Raw genomic sequence first — 22,576 nt, 5'->3', positions numbered from 1 at the left:
GGCCGTTTTCATTGAAATCCGTGTTGCGCAAAAAGGCGGCATTTCTCGCGTCTTTTTGATGCTTCGCGCGGCACATGGCAGCCCACAATCATCGCCATGACCACCTTTGTCCCGCTCCCCTCATCGGCCGCCGTCCGCGCGCTGCGGCAGCTTGCGGCGTTCGGGCTGCTGGCGCTGGCCGCGGCACTACCAGCGCACGCGCTGCGCATCAAGGAGGTGGCCGCCGTGCAGGGCGTGCGCAGCAACCAGCTCACGGGCTATGGCCTGGTGGTGGGGCTCGACGGCACGGGCGACCAGACCACGCAGATGCCGATCACCACCCAGGCCATGCAGAACTACCTGCAGCAGGCCGGCATCAGCCTGCCCGCGGGCGCCACGGCGCCGCAGCTCAAGAACGTGGCCACCGTGATCGTGACGGCCGAGCTGCCCGCATTTGCCCAGCCCGGCCAGACGATTGACGTGAGCGTGGCCTCCATGGGCAATGCCAAGTCGCTGCGCGGGGGCACGCTGATCGCCACGCCGCTGCGCGGCGCCGACGGCGAGATCTACGCCCTGGCCCAGGGCAACCTCGTGGTCGGCGGCGCCGGCGCTTCGGCCGGCGGCAGCAAGGTGCAGGTGAACCACCTGAGTGCGGGCCGCATCCCCGCGGGCGCCCTGGTCGAACGCACCGTGCCCACACCGCTGCACGACGGCGAGACCATCACCCTGGGCCTGAACGCCTCGGACTTCCAGACCGCGCGCAAGGTCGCCAGCGTCATCAACATGCGCCTGGGCGCGGGCACGGCCATGGCGCTCGACGGCCGCTCGGTGCAGGTGCGCGCGCCGCAGAACCCGGGTGCGCGCGTGAACTTCATCGCCGAGCTCGAGGAGCTGCAGCTGCCCGACTCCACACCCGCCGCCAAGGTGGTGATCAACGCGCGCACCGGCTCCATCGTGCTCAACCAGGCCGTGACGCTCGGCCCCTGCGCCATCGCCCATGGCAACCTGTCCATCACCATCAGCAGCACGCCCGTGATCAGCCAGCCCGCGCCGCTGTCGCAGGGCCAGACCGTGGTGGCGCAGAAGAGCGACATCCAGCTCAGGCAGGACGGCGGCAAGGTGATGCAGGTGCCGGCATCGCCACAGCTTGCCGACGTGGTGCGCGCGCTCAACACCCTGGGCGCCACGCCGCAGGACCTGCTCGCCATCCTGCAGGCCATCAAGGCCGCGGGCGCGCTCAATGCCGAGCTGGAGGTGATCTGATGGCCTTCTCTCCCACCCTCACGCACGCCGCGAACGCGCGCCAGTCGCTGGCCGTGGACGGGCGCGCGCTCAACGCGCTCAAGCTGCAGGCCGGCAACGGCGAGACCCAGGCCGACGCCACCCGCGAGGCAGCCAAGCAGCTCGAGTCCCTGTTCATGCGCGAGCTCATCAAGAGCATGCGCGAGGCCACGGCCAAGTCCGGCCTGCTCGACAGCGCCGAGGGCAATCTGGCGGGCGATCTGTTCGACCAGCAGCTGTCGGTGCAGATGTCCGGCCTGCCCGGCGGGCTGTCCGAGGCCATACAGCGCCAGCTGTCCAGGCAACTCGGCGGTGGCGAGACCACGCTGTTGCCAGGCTCCACGCTGAGCCTGGACAGTACCCTGCGCAAGAGCAGCCCCGTGGACAACCCGCGCGCGCGCGGCCCCAAGGGGCGCGAGGACTTCGTGCAGCACCACCATGCGGCCGCCACGCGCGTCGCGCAGGACAGCGGCATCCCGGCGAGCTTCATGCTCGGCCAGGCCGGCCACGAGACCGGCTGGGGCAGGAGCGAGATCCGCACCAGGGACGGCAGCAACTCCTTCAACCTGTTCGGCATCAAGGCCGGCAAGGGCTGGACCGGCAAGGTGGCCGAGGTCACAACCACCGAGTACGTGAACGGCCAACCGCGCAAGACGGTGGCCAGATTCCGCGCCTACGACTCCTACGAGGAATCGTTTCGCGACTACGCAAGACTGATCAACGAGAACCCGCGCTACGAGAAGGCGCGCACCCAGACCCACTCGGCCCAGGCCTACGCGGCGGCGCTGCAAAAGGCCGGCTACGCCACCGACCCGCAGTACGCCAGCAAGCTCAGCCGCGCCATCCAGAGCACGCTGGGCGTGGCGCGCTCGCCGCTGCTGGCGCAGGCCCAGGGCACACGTACCTGATGAAGAGACACTGAACCATGAGCCTGCTCAACGTCGGCGCCCGCGCCCTCCTCGCCAACCAGGTCGCCCTGCAGACCACAGGGCACAACATCGCCAACGTCAGCACGGCAGGCTATTCGCGCCAGAGCGTGTCCATGCAGACCGTGCAGGGCCAATTCAGCGGCGGCGGCTACATCGGCAACGGCGTGCAGGTGGCCACCATCCTGCGCAACCACAACGAGCTGCTCACGCGCCAGGCCGCGGCCGCCCAGGCCGTGCAGGCCGGCGACACGGTGCGCGCCGAGCGTCTGGCGCAGCTGCAGGACGTATTCAAGGGCGGCACCAGTGGCCTGGGCGCGGCCATCACCGACATGCTCAACTCGCTGGCCGACGTCGTCGCCTCGCCCAACGACATCACGGCGCGCACCGTCACGCTCACGCGCATGGACGAAATGGCATCGCGCATGCGCGGCAGCGCCGAACAGTTGCAGGAGATCGCATATTCGGTCACCGAGCAGCTGAACAACGACGCGACGCGCATCAACCAGCTGGCCAAGAGCATTGCCGAGGCCAACGAGCAGATCGCGCGCGTCAAGGGCAACGGCCAGTCGCCCAACGACCTGCTGGACCGGCGCGACCAGCTGATCCGCGAGCTCAACCAGTACATACAGACCACGCAGATCCCTGCCGACGACGGCACCGTGGGCGTGTTCATCGGCGGCAGCCAGGCGCTGGTGCTGGGCAGCGCGGCCAGCGAGGTGTCGGTGGGCGAGTCAACGCAGTTCCCGGGCAGCGGCCAGATGCGACTGTTCTTCAACCGCCAGGGCGCGGCGCCCGTGGAGATGGAGGACGGCACGCTCGGCGGTGGCGAGGTGGCGGGCCTGCTGCGCTTTGCCAACAACGGCCTGACCGAGGGGCGCAACCTGCTCGGGCGCATGGCGCTGGCCATTGGCATGAGCATGAACGCCCAGAATCGCCTGGGCCTGACGCTCGATGGAAACACCGGGGGCGACCTGTTCACCGTACCCGCCAGCAGCCCCGGCTACACCAAGAGCCTGACGGCCGTCGGCAGCACGGTGTCGTACAGCGATCCCACACGGTTCGCCGCTTCGGACTATGAGGTGCGATTCACCCCCAGCGGCGACCCGATGGTCGTTCGTCTGTCGGACAACCAGGCCACCTCGTTCACCGGCACCACCTACCCGGCTCAGCTCACCGTCGACGGGCTGACGTTCCACCTTCCTGCGGGAGGGGCTGCCGGCGAAAGCATTCTGTTCAAGCCGTTCACTGGCGCCGCCGCCACCATGCAGTCCCTGGTGTACTCGCCGCGCGAGCTGGCCGCTGCCAACCCCGTGAACGCGGCCATGGGCACGTCCAACGGCGGCACGCTGCAGCTCGCGAGCCTGAAGGCCACGGGCATCCCGGCTCTGACGCTCCCAGCCGCCGGAACCCCTGCGACCCTGACATTCAATGGCACAGGCGGCTTCACCATCACCAATGGCGGCACGCCGATGGACATCGCCACCACACCGCCGACGCCACTCACCCCCATCACCGTCGGCCCCCCTCCGGTCTATTCCTATACCTCGGGCCAGGCCATCAACATCGACGGCTGGCAGATCACCCTGCAGGGCAACCCCAATGCCGGTGACACCGTGACCGTGGGCAACGCCCTGGACCCGCTACACGGCGGCATCTACACCCGCAACGCCGGCAACGCCAGCGCCCTGATGGCGCTGCGCGACGTGAAGATGTTCGACGAGTCCACGCTGGCCGATGGCTACGCCGGCCTCATGGCCCAGGTGGGCACGCGCACGCAAAGCGCGCAGTACGCGGCCAATCTCTCGGAATCCATTGCCAGCAACCTGGAGGCCAGCCGCACGGCGGTCTCGGGCGTGAACCTGGACGAGGAGGCCGCCAAGCTGATCCAGTACCAGCAGGCCTACCAGGCCTCGGCAAAGGTGCTGCAGATCGCACAGAACATCTTCGACAACCTGATCCAGACCATGGGCCGATGAGATGACAAACTTCTACCGCGTCAGCACCGCCAACATGTACGACAGCACGCTGCGAAACCTGGCCGCGCGGCAAAAAAGCCTGGTGGATTTGCAGGAGAACCTGACCTCGGGCAAGCGCGTGGTGCGGCCCAGCGACGACCCCGTGGCCGCCGCGCAGGCCGAGCGCGCGCTCACGCGCATCAGCCGCATACAGACGGAGCAGCGCGCGCTGGAGGTGCAGCGCAACGCCATCGCCCAGGCCGAATCGACGCTGGGCGATGCCGTGGGTCTGGTGCAGGAGATTCGCCAGCTCGTCGTGGCCGCGGGCGGCGGCGCCCTCAAACCCGAAGACCGCAAGACCTACGCCAACCAGATCCAGAGCCTGCGCGAGCAGCTGTCCGAGGTGATCAACCGCAAGGACACCAATGGCATACCGCTGCTCGGCGCCCTGGGCAGCGCGCTCACGCCATTTACCGGCCCATTGAGTGCCGCCCCCGACTACATTTTCGATGGCCTGCCCGGCCAGGGCAGCAGCAGCGGCACCTCCATCACCACCACGCTCGATGGGCACGCGGCCCTGATGTTCGACCCCCGGCGCGACGGCGTGTACGAGGCCACCGTGAGCGCCGGCACGACCGGCAGCAGCCTCAGAACATCGGCCATTTCGCCGTCGGATCCGACCCAGATCACGGGCGATGGCTACCGCATCGACTTCACCGCCGTGGGACCGGGTGCCACGGCAGGCACCCTCTCTGCCACCTACACCATCACCAACACCACGACGGGCGTCACGTCCGCCCCCATCACGGCGCCCGACTTCGCGCCGGACAAGGGCGGCACCATCGCCGTCACCGGCGTGCCCGGCCTGACCTTCACCGTGAACGGCACACCGGCGGCAGGCGACGCCATCGCGCTCAAACCCAGCTCCAGCCTGATGAGCAGCATCGACAGCGCCATCCAGAACATAGGGGGCGCGACAGACAGCAGCGCCGCCGCCCAGGCCGTGAGTCAGGCACTGGCCAGCATCGACGCCGGCATGGAGAAGCTGCACAACATACGCGGCTACGCCGGCGAACTGCTCAACCGCGCCGACCGCATCACGGGCGACCAGACGAACCGCAGCATCCAGCTCGAGGCCGATCGCTCGCGCGCCGAGGACCTGGACATGATGCAGGGCATCTCGGACTTCCAGAACGCCAGCGTGGGCTACGAGGCCGCGCTCAAGTCCTATGCCCAGGTGCAGCGCCTGTCGCTGTTCAATTACATCAACGGATAGGCCGCCGCCACACCGGCGTGACAATGCCCACCTTCATCGTCCTGTCTGAATCCGTCCCATGGTCCAATCCGTTCTAGGCAGCCTGGTGCTGGGCTACCGGCCCCTGTGGAACGCCGCGCGCAAGCTGGCCGGCGTGCAGTTGTACATCCATGGCCAGGGTACGAGGCAGGTCGATGCCGCGCACCTGCTGCGCACCGTGCAGGAACTCTGGAGCGCCGGCTCGCCCCCGCTGCTGCTGTCGCCGCGCTCGCACCGGCTGCTGCTGGACCTGCTGCAGCACGCGCCACGCGGCGCGCCATGGATTGAGGTGCCGCGCGACGCGCTGGCCCAGCCCGCCATCCGCGAGGCCGCCGAGAAGGCACATGGCCGCGGCCTGCGCCTGGTCTGGCGCGGCCCGTATCACAGCCTGCCCGACGCGGACACGGCGCGGCTGTTCGACAACAGCCTGCTGCAGCTGTCGGGCCAGGACGCGCTGCAGGCCCTCACGGCCGCGGCGACCGCGGGGCAGACCAGCCCGTTGATCGCCGGGCAGATGTACGAGCATGTCGCAAGCCGCGCCCTGCTCACGCTGTGTCTGGACAGGGGCGGCGCGCTGGCCGTCGCCGGCTGGCCCATGGAGGATGTGCTCCACGACCTGCGCCTGCAGCCGCTCGCGCCCGCACACGAGGTGGTGCACAAGCTGCTCAAGGCCATAGACGCAGACCAGTCCATAGACCGCCTGGAGCACATCCTGGGCGAGGACCCGCTGCTGGCCTACCGCTTCCTCACCTACACCAACTCCGCGGCCATGGGCCTGCGCACGGGCGTGAACTCGCTGCGCCGCGGCCTGGTCATGATGGGCTATGGCTCGCTCTCGCGCTGGCTCATGGAGCTGCTGCCGCACGCCGCCACCGAGCCCGACCTGCGCCCCATACGCACGGCCATGGTGCTGCGCGCGCGCCTGACCGAGCAGCTGCTGCAGCCGGGATCGAGCACCGAGCTGCGCGGCGAGGTCTACCTGTGCGGCCTGCTGTCGCAGCTCGACGAGCTGCTGCACGAGCCCCTGAGCACCCTGTTGCGCCGCCTGCCGCTGTCCGAGCGCATCTTCAACGCCAGCGTGCTGCGCACCGGCGCCTATGCCCCCAGCCTGGAGCTGGCCTGCGCGCTGGAGCTCGACGACGCCGCACGCATCGACCAGCTCTGCGAGGCGCACGAGATGGCGATCGAGGACGTGAACCGCGCCCTGCTGCGCGTGCTGTCCGAGCTCAGAGACTGAAGGGCTGCGAGAGGCTGCGAGCGCGCCTCCCTTGCCCGATAATCGGCCTTATTTGCCCGCTGCGCCCGCCCACAAAGCGCAAGCAGCTATCAAATTATGAGCAAACAAGGCTCTCACCACGCGACCTCCGCCGCTGCCGGCACGCGCGGCGGTTTTTCCTCCGGCCTGGGCGTTCTGGCCGCCACGCTGGGCTCGGCCGTGGGTCTGGGCAATATCTGGAAGTTCCCCTCGCTCACCGGGGCCAACGGCGGCGCAGGCTTTCTGCTGATCTACCTGCTCTCCACGCTGCTCATCGGCCTGCCGCTCATGATTGCCGAGATCGCCATCGGCCGCCAGGCGCGCGCCAACCCCATCTCGGCGCTGCGCCAGCTCGCGCCCCGGGGCGCGCCCTGGTGGCTGATCGGCGCGGCCGGCATGGCGGCGGCCTTTCTGATCCTGTCGTTCTACTCCGAGGTCGTGGCCTGGGTCTTCGCCTACGTGGCCAAGGCGGTCGCGGGCCGCCTGCTGTCGAGCGACCCGGTGCAGACGCAGGCCAGCTTCGACGCCCTGGTGCGCGACCCGGTGCAGTCGCTCGTCTGGCAGTGGGTGGTGCTGGGCCTGATCGGCGGCATTCTGCTGCTGGGCGTCACCAAGGGCATCGAGGCCGTGACCAAGAGGCTCATGCCGCTGTTGTTCCTGCTGCTGGTGCTGCTGTGCGGCTACAGCCTGACGCTGCCGGGCCGGGCCGAGGCGCTGTCCTTTCTGTTCGCGCCCGAATGGCACAGGATCACGCCCGCCGTGGTGCTCACGGCCATGGGCCTGGCGTTCTTCAAGCTCTCCATCGGCATGGGCACGATGATGACCTACGGCAGCTACTTCACGCCCGGACAGAACATCCCCGCCACGGCCGTGCGCGTCATGCTGGCCGACCTGTCGGTGTCGCTGCTCGCGGGCATGGCCATCTTTCCGGCGGTGTTCAGCTTTGGCTTCGCGCCGTCGGCCGGGCCCTCGCTGGTATTCATCACCATTCCCGCGGTGTTCGCGCAGATGCCTGGCGGGCAGGTGCTGCTCGCGGCCTTCTTCATCCTCACGGCCATCGCCGCCACTGGCGCCATGCTGTCCATCATGGAGGTGCCGGTCGCCATCCTGCACGAGCGCTGGGGCCTGACGCGGCCGCGGGCCACGCTGCTCACGCTGTTCGTGCTGATGCTGCCGGGCGCGGGCTGCGCCCTGAGCCAGAGCACGCTGGCCCATGTGCGCCCCGGCGGGCGCACGCTGTTCGACTGGGCGGACTTCGTCTCGTCCAACCTGCTCATGCCCGCGGGCGGCATCGCCATCGCGCTCTTCGTCGGCTGGGCCTGGGGCGAGCGCGCGTTCGCCGCCCAGCTGTCCAACCAGGGCACGCTCGGCAACCAGGGCCTGGCGCGCGTGCTGTGCCTGCTGCTGCGCTGGGTCACGCCGGTGCTGATCCTGCTCGTCATGCTCACGGGCCTGGGGGTGTTTGCGGGCTGAGAGGCTGTGAGCGCGTGGGGCCGCGGCCCGGACAAAGCCCCTGCCGCCAGTGCCCGCGGCTTGCGCCCGGCACCGCGGCGCCGCATGATGGCCGGCCCGATCCGCCCGCAGGAGCCGCCATGCCAGACACCCTCCACCCCACCGCCCTGTGTCAACTGCTGGGCTGCCGCCTGCCCATCGTGCTGGCGGGCATGGGCGGCGTGGCGCGCTCGGAGCTCGTGGCCGCCGTCACCGAGGCCGGCGCCTTCGGCTTTCTCGGCATGGTGCGCGAGCCGCTGGCGCTCATCGACCGCGAGGTGGGCCAGGTGCGCGGCCGCACCCGGGCACCGTTTGGCGTAAACCTCATCCCGGCCGCCACGCCCGCGCCGCTGCTGCGCGCTCAGATCGACCTGTGCATCACGCTGCGCGTGCCCGTGGTCTGCCTGTTCTGGGACGTGGACCACGCCGTCGTCGCCCGCCTGCGCGGCGCGGGCATCACCGTGGTTCACCAGGTGGGCTCGGTGGCCGACGCGCTGGCCGCGCAGCAGGCGGGCGCGCAGGCCCTCATCGCCCAGGGCGTGGAGGCCGGTGGCCATGTGCGCGGGCGCCAGCCACTGGCCGAGCTGCTGGCCGATGTGCTGGCCGTGGCCCAGGTGCCCGTGGCCGCCGCGGGCGGCCTGGCCGACGGGCGCGACGTGGCGCGCGTGCTGACCCTGGGCGCCCAGGCCGCGGTGCTCGGCACGGCGCTCATCGCCACGCACGAATCCTTTGCGCACGACTACCACAAGCGCCGCCTGCTGGCCGCGCGCGCCAGCGACACGGTGCTGACCGAGGACTTCCACGTCAACTGGCCGCCCCACGCGGCCGTGCGCGTGCTCAGAAGCAGCGTCACGCGGGGCGAGCGCGGCGATCCATTCGCGGCCCCGCCCGCCACGGGCCGCGCGGTGGTCGGCGAGGAGGAAGGCCGCCCCATCCATCTGTTCAGCACCGACTCGCCGCTGCGCTCCATGACCGGCGACTTCGAGGCCATGGCCCTCTACGCCGGCCGCGGGGTCGACCGCATCACGGCACTGGAGCCCGCCGGCGACTGCGTGCGCCGCATTGCGGCCGAGGCGGCGGCGTGCGGCTAGCGCGCCATGTCTTGAGCGGATCAGTCGCTGCAACGCGCCGCTATTGCAGCTCCTGCACCACCCGCCTCCAGGCCTGCCAGAACGCCGGCTCCTGCGTGGTGGCGAAGTTGATGCGCATCAGCGTGCAGGGCCGGCGCGTGGCGCGGAAGAGCGCGCCGGGGGCGATCAGATAGCCCTCGTCGAGCATGCGCTGGGCCAGCAGGTCGGTGTCCACACCCGTGTCCACCCAGCCGAACATGCCCGCGGGCTCGGCGGCGAAGCGGCAACCCGCGGCCAGCGCCAGCTGCACGCTGCGCGCACGCGCCTGGGCCAGGCGCTGGCGCATGCGCTCGGCGTGGCGGCGCAGCTGGCCCTGTTCTATGCACAGGGCGAGCGCCTTCTCCAGCAGGGACGGCGTGGTCAGCGTGGACAGCAGCTTGGTGTCGAGCAGGCGCTCGACGAGCTCGGGCGGCGCGGCCAGGTAGCCCACGCGCCAGTTGGGCGCGAGGATCTTGGCAAAGCCGTTCACGTAGATGGTGCGGCGCAGGCCGTCGAGCGCGGCCAGGCGCGTCGCGTGCTCGGGCGCGATATGGCCGTAGGTGTCGTCCTCGACGATGTGAAAGCCATGCCGTTCGGCCAGCTGCAGCACCTGGTGCGCCACCGCCGGCGAGAGGCTGTAGCCCGTGGGGTTGTGCAGCACGCTCACGCTCACGAACAGCCTGGGCGCGTGCAGCTCGCAGTAGCGCGCCATGACGTCCAGGTCCGGCCCCGCGGGGCCGCGCGGCACGGGCAGCACGCGCATGCCCAGGGCGTCGAGGCGCGCGAACTCCACGCTCCAGCCGGGCTCCTCCACCATCACCGGGTCGCCGGCCTTGAGCAGCGCGCGGCTCACGATGTCGAGCGCCTGCGTGGCGCCCACGGTGGTCATGATCTGCTCGGGCGCCGCGGCAATGTCGATGTCGGCCATGCGCCGCGCCAGCGCCCGGCGCAGGCCCGCGTCGCCCATGGGCTCGCCATAGCTCAGCGACCCACCCTGCAGCGCCGGGCCGGCGGTGATCTTGCGCACGGCTGCGGGTAGAAAGCGCGCCTCCCCCAGCCAGGCCACGGGCAGCACGCCCGAGCCGGGCTGGGGCTTGGCCGACGCCTGGTAGAACATGCCGCGCATCAGCGCCGTGGCGTTGATCTGCGAGCCCGTCATGCGCACGCCTATCGTGCCCAGTGGCGATGCCTGCTCCGCTCCTGAAGACATAGCTGCCAGCGATTTACCCACCTGCCCTGGAGGCATATTCTGTGCAATATCGCGCACGAAGAACCCGCGCTGACGCCGCGCCTCCACCAGGCCCTGGGCGAGCAGCTTGTCGTAGGCCGCGACCACGGTGTAGGGGCTCACGCCCTGCTGGCGCGCGCATTCGCGCACCGAGGGCAGGCGCGCGCCCGCGGGCAGCAGGCGCGCGCGTATGCGCTCGGCAAAGCGCTCGGCCAGTTGTTCGGTCAGGCTGCGTTCGGGCGTGCGGGTGAGCATGGCTGTGTCAGTGGATGGGCCCATACAGATCGATTCTGTGTCAGAGCAACTGTATTGGTACTGTAATGGGCAACGGCCCTACAGTACAGGCTCGCCATCAAGAAGCCGCCATCCCCATGCCCTACCTTGCACACCCCATGCCCGCGCGCGACTGCAGCACAGCGCGCCTCGCCGCCCGCCGCAGGATGACGGCATGAGCACCCGCACCCACCACGCGGCCATGCCCAACACGCACCGCACCGAAACCCTGGGCCTGTGGCTGGGCGTGCTCGGCGTGGCGATCTTTGCCGTCACGCTGCCGGCCACGCGCCTGGCCACGGGCACACATGAGCATCCCCAGCTCTCGCCCTGGTTCGTCACGCTCGGGCGTGCGGCGCTCGCGGGCCTGCTGTCGGCGGTGTTTCTGCTGGTCACGCGCTCGCCGCGGCCCGCGCGGCACCAGCTCAGGCACCTGGGCTGGGCCGTGCTGGGCAATGTGCTCGGCTACCCGCTGCTGCTGGCCTATGCGCTGCGCAGCGTCACGGCCAGCCACGCGGCCGTGGTCACGGCGCTGCTGCCACTGGTGACCGCCGCCGTGGCCGCGCTGGTGCTGCACCAGCGCGCGCGCCTGGGCTTCTGGGTCTGCGCCGTGCTGGGCAGCGCGCTGGTGGTGGCGTTCTCGCTGCTGCGCGGCTGGCAGTTCGGCCATGGCTTCAGCGCGGAGCCGGCCGACGCGCTGCTCGTCGCCGCGGTGGTGGCGGCCTCGGTCGGCTACATCCATGGCGCGCGCATCACGCCCGACCTGGGCGCCGAGCGCGTGATCTGCTGGGTCTGCCTGCTGGCGCTGCCCGTCACGCTGCCGGCCGCGCTCTGGCTCTGGCCCACGCAGCCCGTGGCGGCGTCGGCCTGGGGCGGTTTTGTGTACGTGGGCGTGTTCTCGATGTGGGCCGGCTTCTTTGCCTGGTTCCGCGGGCTGGCCCTGGGCGGCGCGCTGCGCGTGAGCCAGACGCAGCTGCTGCAGCCGTTTTTCTCGATCCTCGCGGCCATGCCGCTGCTGGGCGAGCCGCTGGACCTGGTGACGCTGGGCTTTGCCGCGGCCGTGGTGGCCACCGTGGCCGTGGGCCGGCGCATGCCAGTGGGGAATTGAGCTTGCGTTATGCTGCGCGCGCCGCTCCACCCGCAGGGCGGCAGCATGCCGCACAACGGCAATTTTTTTGAGCAGATGGATGGCGTACCACGCCTTTTTGGAGATATACGAATGACGCACTGGACCCTGGCCGCACGCGCCGAAAAAATGAACCCCTCGGTGATCCGCGAGATCCTCAAGGTCACCGAGAAGCCCGGCATCATCAGCCTGGCCGGCGGACTGCCCTCGCCCAAGACCTTCCCGGTCCATGAATTTGCCGCGGCCTGCGCCACGGTGCTCACGCACGACGGCCAGTCGGCCCTGCAGTACGCCGCGAGCGAGGGCTACCCTGCGCTGCGCGAGGCCGTCGCGCAGTGGCTGCCCTGGGACGTGGATCCGGCCCAGGTGCTCATCACCACGGGCTCGCAGCAGGGCCTGGACCTGGTGGCCAAGGTGCTGGCCGACAAGGACAGCCGCGTGCTCGTCGAGACCCCGACCTACCTGGGCGCGCTGCAGGCCTTCACGCCCATGGAGCCGCGCATCGTGAGCGTGGCCAGCGACGACGAGGGCCCGCTGGTCGAGGACTTTGTCGCCCAGGCGGGCGGCAGCGCCGACCGCGCGCGCTTCATGTACCTGCTGCCCAACTTCCAGAACCCCACGGGCCGCACCATGAGCGAGGAACGTCGCGCCGCGCTGTCTGCCAGGGCGGCCGAGCTCGGCATCCCGCTGGTCGAGGACAACCCCTATGGCGACCTGTGGTTCGACCAGCCCCCGCCCGCGCCCATGACGGCGCGCAACCCCGATGGCTGCATCTATCTGGGCAGCTTCTCCAAGGTGCTGGCGCCGGGCCTGCGCCTGGGCTATGTGGTCGCGCCCAAGGCCATCTACCCCAAGCTCCTGCAGGCCAAGCAGGCGGCCGACCTGCACACGCCCAGCTTCAACCAGCGCATCGTCGCCGAGGTGCTCAAGGACGGCTTCCTCGATCGCCATGTGCCCACGATTCGCACGCTCTACAGGCAGCAGCGCGACGCCATGCTGGCCGCGCTCGAGCGCGAGATGGCCGGCCTGGGCGTGAGCTGGAACCGCCCGGCCGGCGGCATGTTCCTGTGGGTGCGCCTGCCCGAGGGCCTGAACGCCATCGAGCTGCTGCCCGCGGCCGTGGAGCGCAACGTGGCCTTCGTGCCCGGCGCCGCCTTCTACGCCGACCATGGCGACCCGCGCACGCTGCGCCTGTCGTTCGTGACCGCCAGCGCCGCGCAGATCGACATCGCCATCGCCGCGCTGGCCGCCACAATTCGAGCGCGACTGGAACGCCAGGGCTAGCCTGCCCCGCACCCGCCACCCACGCATGTGCCCGGCCAGGCGCATGCGCGGGCGCCGACTGGCTGCGGCGCAGTGGGCAAGACCTGGGCACCCAGCGTTTTCCCTAGTTCGCCGCCGCCCCGCGTGAAAGCCCACACTCAGCAACTGACGCCATCATGTCGGGATCATGAAGATCGCCCTGCTCTCCGACATTCACGCCAATCTGCAGGCCCTGGAGGCCTGCCTCGAACATGCCCACGCCCAGGGCGCGCAGCAGCTGGCCCTGCTCGGTGATCTGGTGGGCTATGGCGCCGACCCGGCGCCGGTGCTCGACCGGCTGATGCACCTGGTGAGCGACGAAGGCGCGCTGTGCGTGCGCGGCAACCACGATGCGGCCGCCCTCACGCCCCCCGCGGGCGCCCAGACCCTGGGCGAGCAGAGCGCGCAGTGGACCTATCCGCAGCTGAGCCCGCGGCATCGCGACTTTCTGGCCGGCCTGCCGCTGACCGCGCGCATGGGCCCGGACGCGCTGCTGGTGCACGCGAGCGCCGACGGCCCCGAGCGCTGGCACTACATCACCGACGGCAGTGCGGCCGAGCGCTCCATGGCCGCGGCCACGCGCATGGACCCGGCCATTCGCTACGTGTTCAGCGGCCATGTGCACGAGCAGGCGCTGTACTTCCTCACGCCCACGGCCAAGCTGATGCGCTTTACCCCGCAGCCGGGTGTGCCCGTGCCCGTGCCGCCACACCGGCAATGGCTGGCCATCGTGGGATCGTGCGGCCAGCCGCGCGACGGCGACACCCGCGCCATGTACGCGCTGTTCGACGCGGACGCGGCCACGCTCACCTTCCATCGCGTGGCCTACGACCACATCGCGGCGGCCGCCGCCGTGCGCGCGAGCGGCCTGCCGGCCTTCTTTGCCGACCGGCTGGAAAAGGGCCGGTGAATCCATGAAGCTGCTCGAGCCCGGCACCGAGATCGACGGCTTCGTGGTGCACGAGTGCATCCACGCAGGCGGCATGGCCCATATCTACCGCGTCGGCTATGCCAACGCCGCGCGCAATCCGGGCTTTGACCTGGCCATGAAGATCCCGCGCATGACAGCGAGCGACGGGGCCGAGAACATCGTGAGCTTCGAGGTCGAGCTGACCATATTGCCCACGCTGACCGGCCCGCACACGCCGCGCTTCGTGGCCGCGGGCGACCTCATGCGCCTGCCCTATCTGGTCATGGAATATGTGCCGGGCGACACGCTGCAGCACTGGCTGGACCGGCATGGGCCCGAGGACCACGCCGCGCGCAGCTTCGAGGCCATCGCGCGCATAGGCAGCGCCACCGCCATGGCCGCGCACAGCATCCACCAGCAGAACGTCTGCCACCTGGATCTGAAACCCGCCAACGTGCTGCTGCGTGGCGACGGCGGCGTGGTGCTGCTGGACTTCGGCCTGTCCTGCCACGCGCATTACCCCGACCTGCTGGCCGAGGAGATGCGCAAGGCCGTGGGCTCGCCCACCTGGATCGCGCCCGAGCAGGTGGTGGGCGTGCGCGGCGACCTGCGCAGCGACATCTTCGCCATCGGCGTCATGCTCTACGAGATGGCCACGGGCGAGCTGCCGTTCGGCTCGCCCACCACCCAGGCCGGCCTGCGCCAGCGCCTGTGGATGACGCCCGCACCGCCGCGCCAGCACCGCCCCGACCTGCCCGAATGGCTGCAGGAGGTGATCCTGCGCTGCCTGGAGCCCGAGGCCGCGCAGCGCTACCCCTCGGCCGCGCACCTGGCCTTCGACCTGGCCAACCCCGATCAGGTGCCCATCACCGAGCGCGGGCGGCGCCTGCGCGGGCCGGGCCTCGGGACCCATTTCAAGCGCTGGATCAAGGCCGCGGGCATGCACTACCAGCCCAGCCCCCTGCCCACGCGCCAGATCGCGGAGGTGCCCATCCTCATGGTGGCCGTGCCGCACGAGGACGTGCAGGACGCGACGCTGTATTCGCTGCGCGAGGCCGCCGCGCGCTCGCTCGGCATACGCCCGGGCGCGCGCCTGGCCTGCGTGTCGGTGATCAAGTCGTCGGCGAGCAGCACCTCGGACAGCACGCGCAGCGAGACCACGCTGCAGCGCCAGCATCTGGCGCGCCTCAAGCAATGGGCCGGCGGCCTCGACCTGTCGCAGCACAGCGCCAGCTACCACGTGCTCGAGGCCGGCGACGTGGCCCAGGCCCTGGTGCGCTTTGCCGAGGCCAACCGCGTGAGCATGATGATCCTGGGCGCGGCCACGCATGGGCTGCAGCTGCAGCGCTTCATCGACACCGTGCCCATACGCGTGGCGCGCGACGCGCCCTGCACCGTCATCCTCGTCAAGCAGCAGCTGCCGTTCGGCGCACTGGGCATGTAACCCCGCATGTGACCCCGCATGTAGCCCGGCATGCGAGCCGGCCAGCGACGCGCGACAATCGCCGCATGCGCACGCCCGACGACAGCCCCCACCCCTACGCCAGCCTCACGCCCGACCTGGTGCTCGACGCCCTCGCGGGCCTGGGGCTGAACGGCGACGGCCGGCTGATGGCGCTGGGCTCCTACGAGAACCGCGTCTACCAGGTGACGCTGGAGGACGGCAGCCGCGTCGTCGCCAAGTTCTACCGCCCCGGCCGCTGGAGCCAGGCGCAGATCCAGGAGGAACACGACTTCGCCCAGGAGCTGGCCGCGGCCGAGGTGCCCGTGGTGGCGCCGCTGATCCTGCAGGGCCGCAGCCTGCACCGGCACGCGGGCTTTGACTTCTCCATCAGCCCCTGGCGCGGCGGGCGCATGCCCGAGCTCGACGACTACGAGGTGCTCGAATGGCTGGGCCGGTACCTCGCGCGCATCCACAACGTGGGCGCAGAGCGGCCCTTCGTGGAGCGCCCGCGACTCGATCTGCAGAGCTTTGGCCAGGAGCCGCGCGACTGGCTGCTGGCGACGCGGATCATCCCGCTGGACCAGCAGGCGGCATGGCGCAGCGCCTGCGACGAAGCTCTTGAATTGATAGCTTCCAGCGCTTTCCCACCGGGCGCTGCAGGCCAATTTGGCCTCAAGGATGCAGAGGCCATCCGCCTGCACGGCGACTGCCACCCCGGCAATGTGCTGTGGACGCCCGTGGATGACGCGGGCCAGGGCGGCCCGCATTTCGTGGACCTGGACGACGCGCGCATGGGCCCTGCGGTGCAGGACCTGTGGATGCTGCTGTCGGGCGACCGGCGCCAGCGCTCGCTGCAGCTGTCGACGCTGCTCGAGGGCTACGAGCAGCTGCGCGCCTTCGACCGGCGCGAGCTCGCGCTCATCGAGCCGCTGCGCACGCTGCGCCTGATCCACTACAGCGCCTGGCTCGCGCGGCGCTGGGGCGACCCGACCTTTCCGCACAACTTCCCCTGGTTCGGCGGCAGCGCCTATTGGCGCGGCCAGGTGGACCTGCTGCGCGAACAGATAGAGGCCATGCGCGAGGAGCCGCTGGTGGGGTGAATGGTGCGGTGTCGGCGCGGGATTCTGCTGACCGAAAGACCATGACAAGCCTGCCGGCCACGGGGCTTCATGGCGCGACGCGCTCCCGCAGCAAGTCGATGATCGCCGCGTGCACCGCCTCATCGTGGCCCACAAGCAAATGGCCACCGCGGTCGAAGCCCATGAACCTCGCGCCGGGTATGCGACTGGCCGTGTAATGCGCCGTGGCGTAGGTGCCAAAGCCATCGTCGCGCGCGCTGATCACCAGGGCCGGCGCGCGAATAGACTCCAGCGCATAGGGTCCGAGACGCTTGCCCAGGCCGGTGTCGTCACGCAGCCCCGCGGCGCGCGCGGACACGGGCAGGATGCGCTCGGCCATGTCGTTGACCCGTGCCCGTTCCGCCGCACTGGCGCCTGCGACGAGCTCGGGCGCTGTGGCCAGCACATGACGGATGACCTGATCCCTGGCCACGTGCAAGGCCGTCCAGAACAGGAAGTCCGAACCGAGCAGATGCAGCAGCATCCTGTCCCTCGCGTCCGGTGCCGGTGGCGCGGAATCGGCCACCGCGCCCGGCTTGTAGGCAATGGGGACGACGAGCGCCAGGGCTCTGACGCGAGCCGGGTGGCGGATGGCGGTCTGCATGGCCGAGGGCCCGCCGGCAGAGATCCCCACCACGCCGGCCCGGGTGACACCCAGTGCATCGAGCAGACAGACATGGGCATCGGCTTGCGCCTCGGGCGAGGCGTCGGCCGGACGAGGTGTCCGCAGGTAGCCGAAGCGCGACATGGCGATCACGCGCACGCCTCGCCGCACCAGCGGTTGCGCCCAGGCCATCCCCTGGTCATGGCCGCCGCCGCTGCCGTGAATCACCAGCAGCGGGATGCCTTGACCGGCTTGCTGCACCTCGATGGGGCCGCAGCGCGTGGCCAGCAGCACGCCGCCCTGCGCGGCGCGCTCGGTGGCCGCTGCCAGATCGCGATCGAAGCGCGGCCTAATCACCACTGCTGCGGCCAAGACGACCGCAAAGGCGCCAGCGGTCAGGGCAAGGATGATCGAGCGCTTCACGGCTGCGATATCCGACCGCGATGGCGCCGTGCATGCCAGGCCCACGACCAGGCACGCCACAGCGCCGGCAGACACAGCACGCTGCCCAAGACGGCCAATACCAGCGCGAGGTCGGGCGCAGACGCCGCGAGCATGGCCGCCGTCAACCCCACGACACGCAGCACCAGGGCAGCGGCGACGGCCAGCAATGCCAACAGCAGCGACCAGCGCGCAAGCCGAGCACGCCCGGCCCGCCAGGCCAGCGCCACGCCCGCGGCGACGGCGAGCACCGCCGCCGCGTTAAACGGCACGTAGGATCGGCGCAGGCTCGGACCCTGCGGCGCAGGCTGGCCACGCAGCAGATTCACCACGCCTATCGGCAGGCGGCTCATCACCGCATTGACCTCGCCGAACGGCAGCTCGCTGTTGGCGTTGATCAACACCACGACGGCCTGCTTGGTATCGGGCAGCAGCACCATCCAGGCAGCAAACGACGCCAGGTTGCCCAGATGCCAGCGCGCATCGGTGGCCGCGCCAAAAGGGCCGACAAACCATCCTTCACCGTACCGAAAGCGGAAGTCCGAGGACATCAGCGTCGATCGGCTGGGCGGCGAAGCCGGCTCAAGCAGTTGCGTCACCGCCCCGGCCGACACCACGCGCCCGCCAGGCGCGGCACCGCCGGACAGCATCATCTGCAGGTAGCGCGCCATGTCGGCCGCGCTTGCGACCAGGCTTCCGGTGGGAGCAAAACCCGGCAGCAACGGTGTGTCATGCGCCACCGGTACGCCGAACCACATGCGGTGCAGCGCAGTCATGCCATCACGCCGGGCGCTGGCGTGGTCGGTGTGGCTGTGTGTCATCGCCAGGGGTTGCAGCACGCGTTCGCGCATCAACGCATCCCAGGGCTTGCCCGTCACGGCCTGCAGCACCGCGCCGAGCAAGACGTAGTTCAGGTTGCTGTATTCGAAGCGCTCACCTACGGGGCGGTTCAATGCCGTGGTTGCCATGCCGCGCGCGAGCTCCCCGACGCTGGCGTGGCTGCCCTGCAGCAGCGGCGCGATGCCGTCGGCGCGTGAGAAGCCACTGGTCTGATGGAGCAGATGGCGCAGGGTGATGCGTGGCGAGGCCTGCGCATCCGCGACACGAAACCAGGGCAGATAGCGCTGTACGGGTGCGTCGGCGTCAAGCTGCCCGGCGTCAATGGCCTGCCGCACGAGCAGCGCGGTAAAGGACTTGGTCAGCGAACCGATGGGAAACGGGGTGTCGCCGGTGATCGGGTTGCCATGTCCGTCATGACCGAAGCCGCGCACATGGGATGCCCGGCCGTCTTGAAGCACCGCGATTGCCACGCCCGGAATGCCCGAGTCGGCCGCTTGTTCGGCGACGAACGCGTCGATGCGGTGAAGGACGGCAGCGTCCTGCGGCGGCGGGCCTGCCTGGGCCGCGGCCGACGTCGCTGCGGCAACCAGCCAAGCAGCCACGCCACGCTGACGCAGGAGCGCGCCCCACGAAATGATGAAGGCCCGATCGAGCACGGTCCCGTCCCGAAGCGGGCTGCTAGGGCCTGTTAACACATCCGAAGCCCATCAGCGACGAGTACAAAGCTGATGAAGCCGAGGAACATGATGTCGAGTTTCTCGAACCGCGTGAAGATGCGCCGGAAGCCCTTGAGGCGGCGGAATAGACGCTCAACCTCGTTGCGGCGCTTGTACATCTCGCGGTCGTACTCCCAAGGCTCGACGCGGGTACGCAGCGGTGGCACGACGGGGATGTAGCCCAAATCGAGCGCCAACTGGCGCGTCTCGTTGCCCTCGTAGGCCTTGTCCATGAGCAGGTGCAGCGGCCGGTTCGGGGCGCCCAGGCTGGCGAGCAGTTCGCGCCCTTGTGGGGCATCGCCGGCCTGGCCCGGCGACAGTGAGAACGTTATGGCCGTTCGAGCATCCGCGGCAACCATATGAATCTTGGTTGTCCATCCACCTCGAGACTTGCCGATGGATTGGGGGCCGTTTTTTTTAGCGCGCCCGTGCCGTCTGGGTGCACCTTGATGCTTGTGGAGTCCAGTGACACCGCCTCGATCTTGATGCGCACAACCTGAGCCTTCTGCAGTTCCTCGAACATTCTGTCGAGGACCCCAGCCTTGGTCCAGCGGTTCATGCGCGTGTAGATCGTGTGCCAGTTACCGAAGCGCTTGGGCAGTCCACGCCACTTGCAGCCATGCTCGGCTACGTAGAGGATGGCGTTGACGACCTGCAAGTTGCTCAGGCTGACGTTTCCTCGCTGCGTGGGAAGGCAGTGCTCGATCTTGGCGAATTGTTCTGGCGTTATCTCCATGGCTGCCAGTCTGTGCCATGGCGGGCGCAAAAACAATTAGTGTTAACACGCCCTAGGCCAGCACGGCCTGCAGCGGGCGCCGCAGCGAAGGCGGCAGCGTCGGTCCGCGGCCGAAGCGCAGTACCAGATCCGGCCGCATCCCCGGCATGCCCAGGAAGTCCGCAAACTGCGGGCGCATGGATGCGACCTCGATCGGCTGGTTCAGATGTGCGGTGCGCACGCCCAGCGCAGTGGCCTGCAAGGCGAAGCGCTCATAGGCGCGACCCACTTCGATCCAGCCTGCCTTGTCGTTCGAAGATCCGACGAATACCGCGATGCCCGCAGAGCTGCGCACCTGCGCGGCGTACTTGTCGTTCTCGCCCCTGGCCGTGACGACGTGACTGAAGATCGCGTTTCCGAGCCAGGCAGGCAGCGTTGGGTTACCGGAGGACGCTGCGTACAGCCCGTCGCCAAGGCGCACCGCGTCGCTGCTGGAGAATCGAATCCACGCCTTCAGTTCGTCGACAAAGGCCTTGTCATTCATCTGGATGGTGTTGGCCTGCACGATGAACTCGAGCGCAGCCTCCAGCGCCGCCCTCCCGGTCAGCAGCACGAGCTGCACGGCGTCGCTGGCAGCGGCGCGCTCGAGCAGGCGCAGATCCTCAGGGGACAGGGGCTTGCCGTCGTACTCGGCCCGGGTGGACTGGCGCTGCGGGATCGCCCGGAACAATGGCGATGCCATCGCGGCCGTCGGCGTCAGCTCAACGTGCAGCCGGTCGCCGACCGCGTCGAAGCGCGCCTGCGCCGCCAGGCCGTGAGCGAGTGCGGCCTGCGCCAGGTTTTCGGCGGCGCAACCGAGCGAGACGAACATGTGGTGATCGTCGGGATCAACGACCGGGCAGCGGCGCGTCATGTCGGGCCGGATCGTGATGGCCCCGTCCTGCAGCGCGAACTTCCAGCACTGCGTGTTGTGGCTCGACGGCGCCAAGGTGGCACAGCGAACCAGCTCGTGCAGCAGCGCCAGACCGTCAAGGCCCGGTGAGGCGTCCAGCCGCCAGGTACGCGCTACCGCAGCGTCGTAGCTCTCGCCATCCGGAGCGCAGGCACCGAGCAGCAGAGGCGCCGTCATCGCGAACTCGCGTCGGGTGAGCATCGTGGGCCTTGCCTCCATGAACCTGGGCAGTCTGCTTCGGCAGGGTAACGCTGCCTTGCGAAAGATCAAGAGGCACGACTTGCTCAGCGTTGCCGTTGACCCTCGATGTCATTGAACCCAGCCGGGACCGCCTCCGGCAGCGGATTCATTCGGCCTTGACGCCGGAGATCTTCACGAGCTTCGCGATCACCGGATCGACGGCATCGAAATCCTTGTGGAACTGCGCCGAGCCGCCCGGCACGGACTCCAGGCCGAAGACCTGGAAGCGCGCCTTCATGGGCGTGGAGTGGATGATCTCCACGGACTCCTTCTCCAGGCGCTGCAGGATGGGCTTGGGCGTGCCCGCGGGCGCGAGCAGCGTGAACCAGGCGACGGTGTTGAACTCGGGGTCGGCAAAGCCCTGCTCGGCCATGGTGGGCACATCGGGCAGCTCGGCCAGGCGCCTCGGGCCGAAGATGGCGATGGGGCGGATGCGATGGTCCTTGATCACGCCCTGGGCCGCGGCGATCGTGCCCAGGCCCCAGGAGACCACGCCGCCGGCCAGGTCCTGGATGTGCGGCGCCTCGCTCTTGTAGGCCACATGGGTCATGTCGAGCTTGCGCGAGTCACTCAGGTAGGCACTCATCAGGTGGCCGGCCGAGCCCTGGCCGTAGGAGCCGTAGTTGATCTTGCCCTTGTTCTGCTGCGCCCAGGCCATGAATTCCTTCATGTTCGTCACGGGCACATTGGCGTTGACCATCATCACCAGGCTGGTGGCCGCCAGTTGGGTGATGAAGGCAAAGTCCTTGCGGATGTCGTAGGGCACCTTGGCGAAGATGTGGTGCGCGTAGAACACGGGCGTGGAATAGGCCACGAGCAGCGTGTGGCCGTCGGGGGCGGCGCGCGCCACGGCCTGGGTGCCGAGCATGCCCGATGCGCCGGTCTTGTTGTCCACCACCACGGCCTGTCCCAGGCGCTTGCCCAGCTCGTCGGCCAGCACGCGCGCCACCACGTCCGTGCCGCCGCCGGCGCCGGCCGGCACCACCAGGGTGATGGGGCGGCTGGGGTAGTTGCCGGTCTGCGCCTGGGCAGTGGCCGCGCAGCCCAGAGCCAGGGCCACGGTGGCCAGTACGGTCTTGATTCCCATGCGTTGTCTCCTGGTAATGGTCGAAATGGGGCATCGATGATGCGGGCGCGGGCCCGCGCTCCGCACTAGGGAATCCCTGCAAGCCCGGCGCCGCGCTGTCGCATGCAGGCGCCCAGAATTTGGCTCAAATTGGCCTCCAGCCCTTTGCTGACAAGCGCAGACAGCTATCAAAACAGAGGCAATCCGTCGATTCCCGTGCGTGCGACGAGCGCGAACCGGGCGGGCCTTGCAGGCGATCGACGACGGATATTGGTACGACCAATAATCAGAAAATGCAGAATTGGTTA

The 22,576-nt window shown here is 69.5% G+C and carries 17 protein-coding genes and 1 pseudogene; 12 read left to right on the top strand and 6 right to left on the bottom strand.

From position 1 onward, the window contains the following. Window positions 1-96: 96 nt before the first annotated feature. The 7 genes and pseudogenes from ABUE11_RS02275 to ABUE11_RS02245 all read left to right on the top strand — a co-directional run. A complete protein-coding gene (locus tag ABUE11_RS02275) occupies window positions 97-1,242 on the top strand; it encodes a flagellar basal body P-ring protein FlgI (protein ID WP_367067434.1) in 1,146 nt (381 codons plus the stop codon). Beyond that, window positions 1,242-2,168, top strand: coding sequence for a flagellar assembly peptidoglycan hydrolase FlgJ (gene flgJ, locus ABUE11_RS02270; RefSeq protein WP_367067433.1), 927 nt, complete (start codon window positions 1,242-1,244; stop codon window positions 2,166-2,168). Before ABUE11_RS02275 ends, flgJ begins: the two co-directional genes overlap by 1 nt. Before the next feature lie 17 nt (window positions 2,169-2,185). Beyond that, window positions 2,186-4,165: a flagellar hook-associated protein FlgK gene (gene flgK / locus ABUE11_RS02265; RefSeq protein WP_367067431.1), complete on the top strand. Its 1,980-nt coding sequence runs from the start codon at window positions 2,186-2,188 to the stop codon at window positions 4,163-4,165. Between the two features lies 1 nt (window position 4,166). Then, window positions 4,167-5,420 carry a flagellar hook-associated protein FlgL gene (gene flgL / locus ABUE11_RS02260; protein ID WP_367067430.1) on the top strand — a complete coding sequence of 418 codons (1,254 nt, stop codon included), beginning with the start codon at window positions 4,167-4,169 and terminating at the stop codon, window positions 5,418-5,420. Window positions 5,421-5,478: 58 nt separating this feature from the next. Beyond that, window positions 5,479-6,675, top strand: coding sequence for an HDOD domain-containing protein (locus ABUE11_RS02255; RefSeq protein WP_367067428.1), 1,197 nt, complete (start codon window positions 5,479-5,481; stop codon window positions 6,673-6,675). 96 nt (window positions 6,676-6,771) lie between these two features. Continuing rightward, a complete protein-coding gene (locus ABUE11_RS02250; RefSeq protein WP_367067426.1) occupies window positions 6,772-8,166 on the top strand; it encodes a sodium-dependent transporter in 1,395 nt (464 codons plus the stop codon). A gap of 119 nt (window positions 8,167-8,285) precedes the next feature. Further along, a pseudogene (locus ABUE11_RS02245) lies at window positions 8,286-9,266 on the top strand (nitronate monooxygenase); the annotation flags it as partial. Between the two features lie 49 nt (window positions 9,267-9,315). Here ABUE11_RS02245 and ABUE11_RS02240 read toward each other — a convergent pair. After that, the gene (locus ABUE11_RS02240; protein ID WP_367067425.1) at window positions 9,316-10,776 is read right to left on the bottom strand and encodes a PLP-dependent aminotransferase family protein; all 1,461 of its coding nucleotides are present in this window, start codon (window positions 10,774-10,776) and stop codon (window positions 9,316-9,318) included. Between the two features lie 193 nt (window positions 10,777-10,969). On the opposite strand from ABUE11_RS02240, the gene ABUE11_RS02235 reads away from it, so the two are divergent. From ABUE11_RS02235 to ABUE11_RS02215, 5 genes are all read left to right on the top strand, one after another. Beyond that, on the top strand, window positions 10,970-11,902 hold the full coding sequence (locus ABUE11_RS02235) for a DMT family transporter (protein ID WP_367067424.1): 933 nt from the start codon (window positions 10,970-10,972) through the stop codon (window positions 11,900-11,902). A gap of 111 nt (window positions 11,903-12,013) precedes the next feature. Further along, window positions 12,014-13,204 carry a PLP-dependent aminotransferase family protein gene (locus tag ABUE11_RS02230; RefSeq protein WP_367067423.1) on the top strand — a complete coding sequence of 397 codons (1,191 nt, stop codon included), beginning with the start codon at window positions 12,014-12,016 and terminating at the stop codon, window positions 13,202-13,204. A 166-nt stretch (window positions 13,205-13,370) separates the two neighbouring features. Then, on the top strand, window positions 13,371-14,132 hold the full coding sequence (locus tag ABUE11_RS02225) for a metallophosphoesterase (RefSeq protein ID WP_367067422.1): 762 nt from the start codon (window positions 13,371-13,373) through the stop codon (window positions 14,130-14,132). A gap of 4 nt (window positions 14,133-14,136) precedes the next feature. Continuing rightward, entirely contained in the window at window positions 14,137-15,576 is a 1,440-nt protein-coding gene (locus ABUE11_RS02220) for a bifunctional serine/threonine-protein kinase/universal stress protein (RefSeq protein ID WP_367067420.1), read from the top strand. A gap of 65 nt (window positions 15,577-15,641) precedes the next feature. Beyond that, window positions 15,642-16,676 carry a serine/threonine protein kinase gene (locus ABUE11_RS02215; RefSeq protein WP_367067419.1) on the top strand — a complete coding sequence of 345 codons (1,035 nt, stop codon included), beginning with the start codon at window positions 15,642-15,644 and terminating at the stop codon, window positions 16,674-16,676. Between the two features lie 67 nt (window positions 16,677-16,743). Here ABUE11_RS02215 and ABUE11_RS02210 read toward each other — a convergent pair whose 3' ends face one another. The 5 genes from ABUE11_RS02210 to ABUE11_RS02190 form a co-directional block, all read right to left on the bottom strand. Then, complete coding sequence (locus tag ABUE11_RS02210) at window positions 16,744-17,721, bottom strand: alpha/beta fold hydrolase (RefSeq protein ID WP_367067418.1); 978 nt, start codon at window positions 17,719-17,721, stop codon at window positions 16,744-16,746. Continuing rightward, the gene (locus ABUE11_RS02205) at window positions 17,718-19,235 is read right to left on the bottom strand and encodes a serine hydrolase domain-containing protein (RefSeq protein ID WP_367067416.1); all 1,518 of its coding nucleotides are present in this window, start codon (window positions 19,233-19,235) and stop codon (window positions 17,718-17,720) included. The genes ABUE11_RS02210 and ABUE11_RS02205 overlap by 4 nt, the downstream gene beginning before the upstream one ends. Window positions 19,236-19,267: 32 nt before the next feature. Beyond that, a protein-coding gene (locus ABUE11_RS02200) for an IS5 family transposase (RefSeq protein ID WP_367065164.1) occupies window positions 19,268-20,031 on the bottom strand; the annotation gives its coding sequence in 2 pieces (ribosomal slippage) (window positions 19,268-19,716 and window positions 19,716-20,031; 765 coding nt in all). 52 nt (window positions 20,032-20,083) lie between these two features. After that, window positions 20,084-21,163: a Tat pathway signal protein gene (locus ABUE11_RS02195; RefSeq protein WP_367067415.1), complete on the bottom strand. Its 1,080-nt coding sequence runs from the start codon at window positions 21,161-21,163 to the stop codon at window positions 20,084-20,086. Window positions 21,164-21,308: 145 nt separating this feature from the next. Next, window positions 21,309-22,289 (bottom strand): tripartite tricarboxylate transporter substrate binding protein, encoded by a 981-nt coding sequence (locus ABUE11_RS02190; protein ID WP_367067414.1) that lies wholly within the window; start codon window positions 22,287-22,289, stop codon window positions 21,309-21,311. Between the last annotated feature and the right edge of the window lie 287 nt (window positions 22,290-22,576).

The sequence above is a fragment of the Oryzisolibacter sp. LB2S genome (assembly GCF_040732315.1).
In the GTDB taxonomy this organism is placed as follows: domain Bacteria; phylum Pseudomonadota; class Gammaproteobacteria; order Burkholderiales; family Burkholderiaceae_C; genus Alicycliphilus; species Alicycliphilus soli.
Note: the sequence above shows the minus strand (reverse complement) of the source record. Positions and strands in the feature narration are given on the sequence as shown.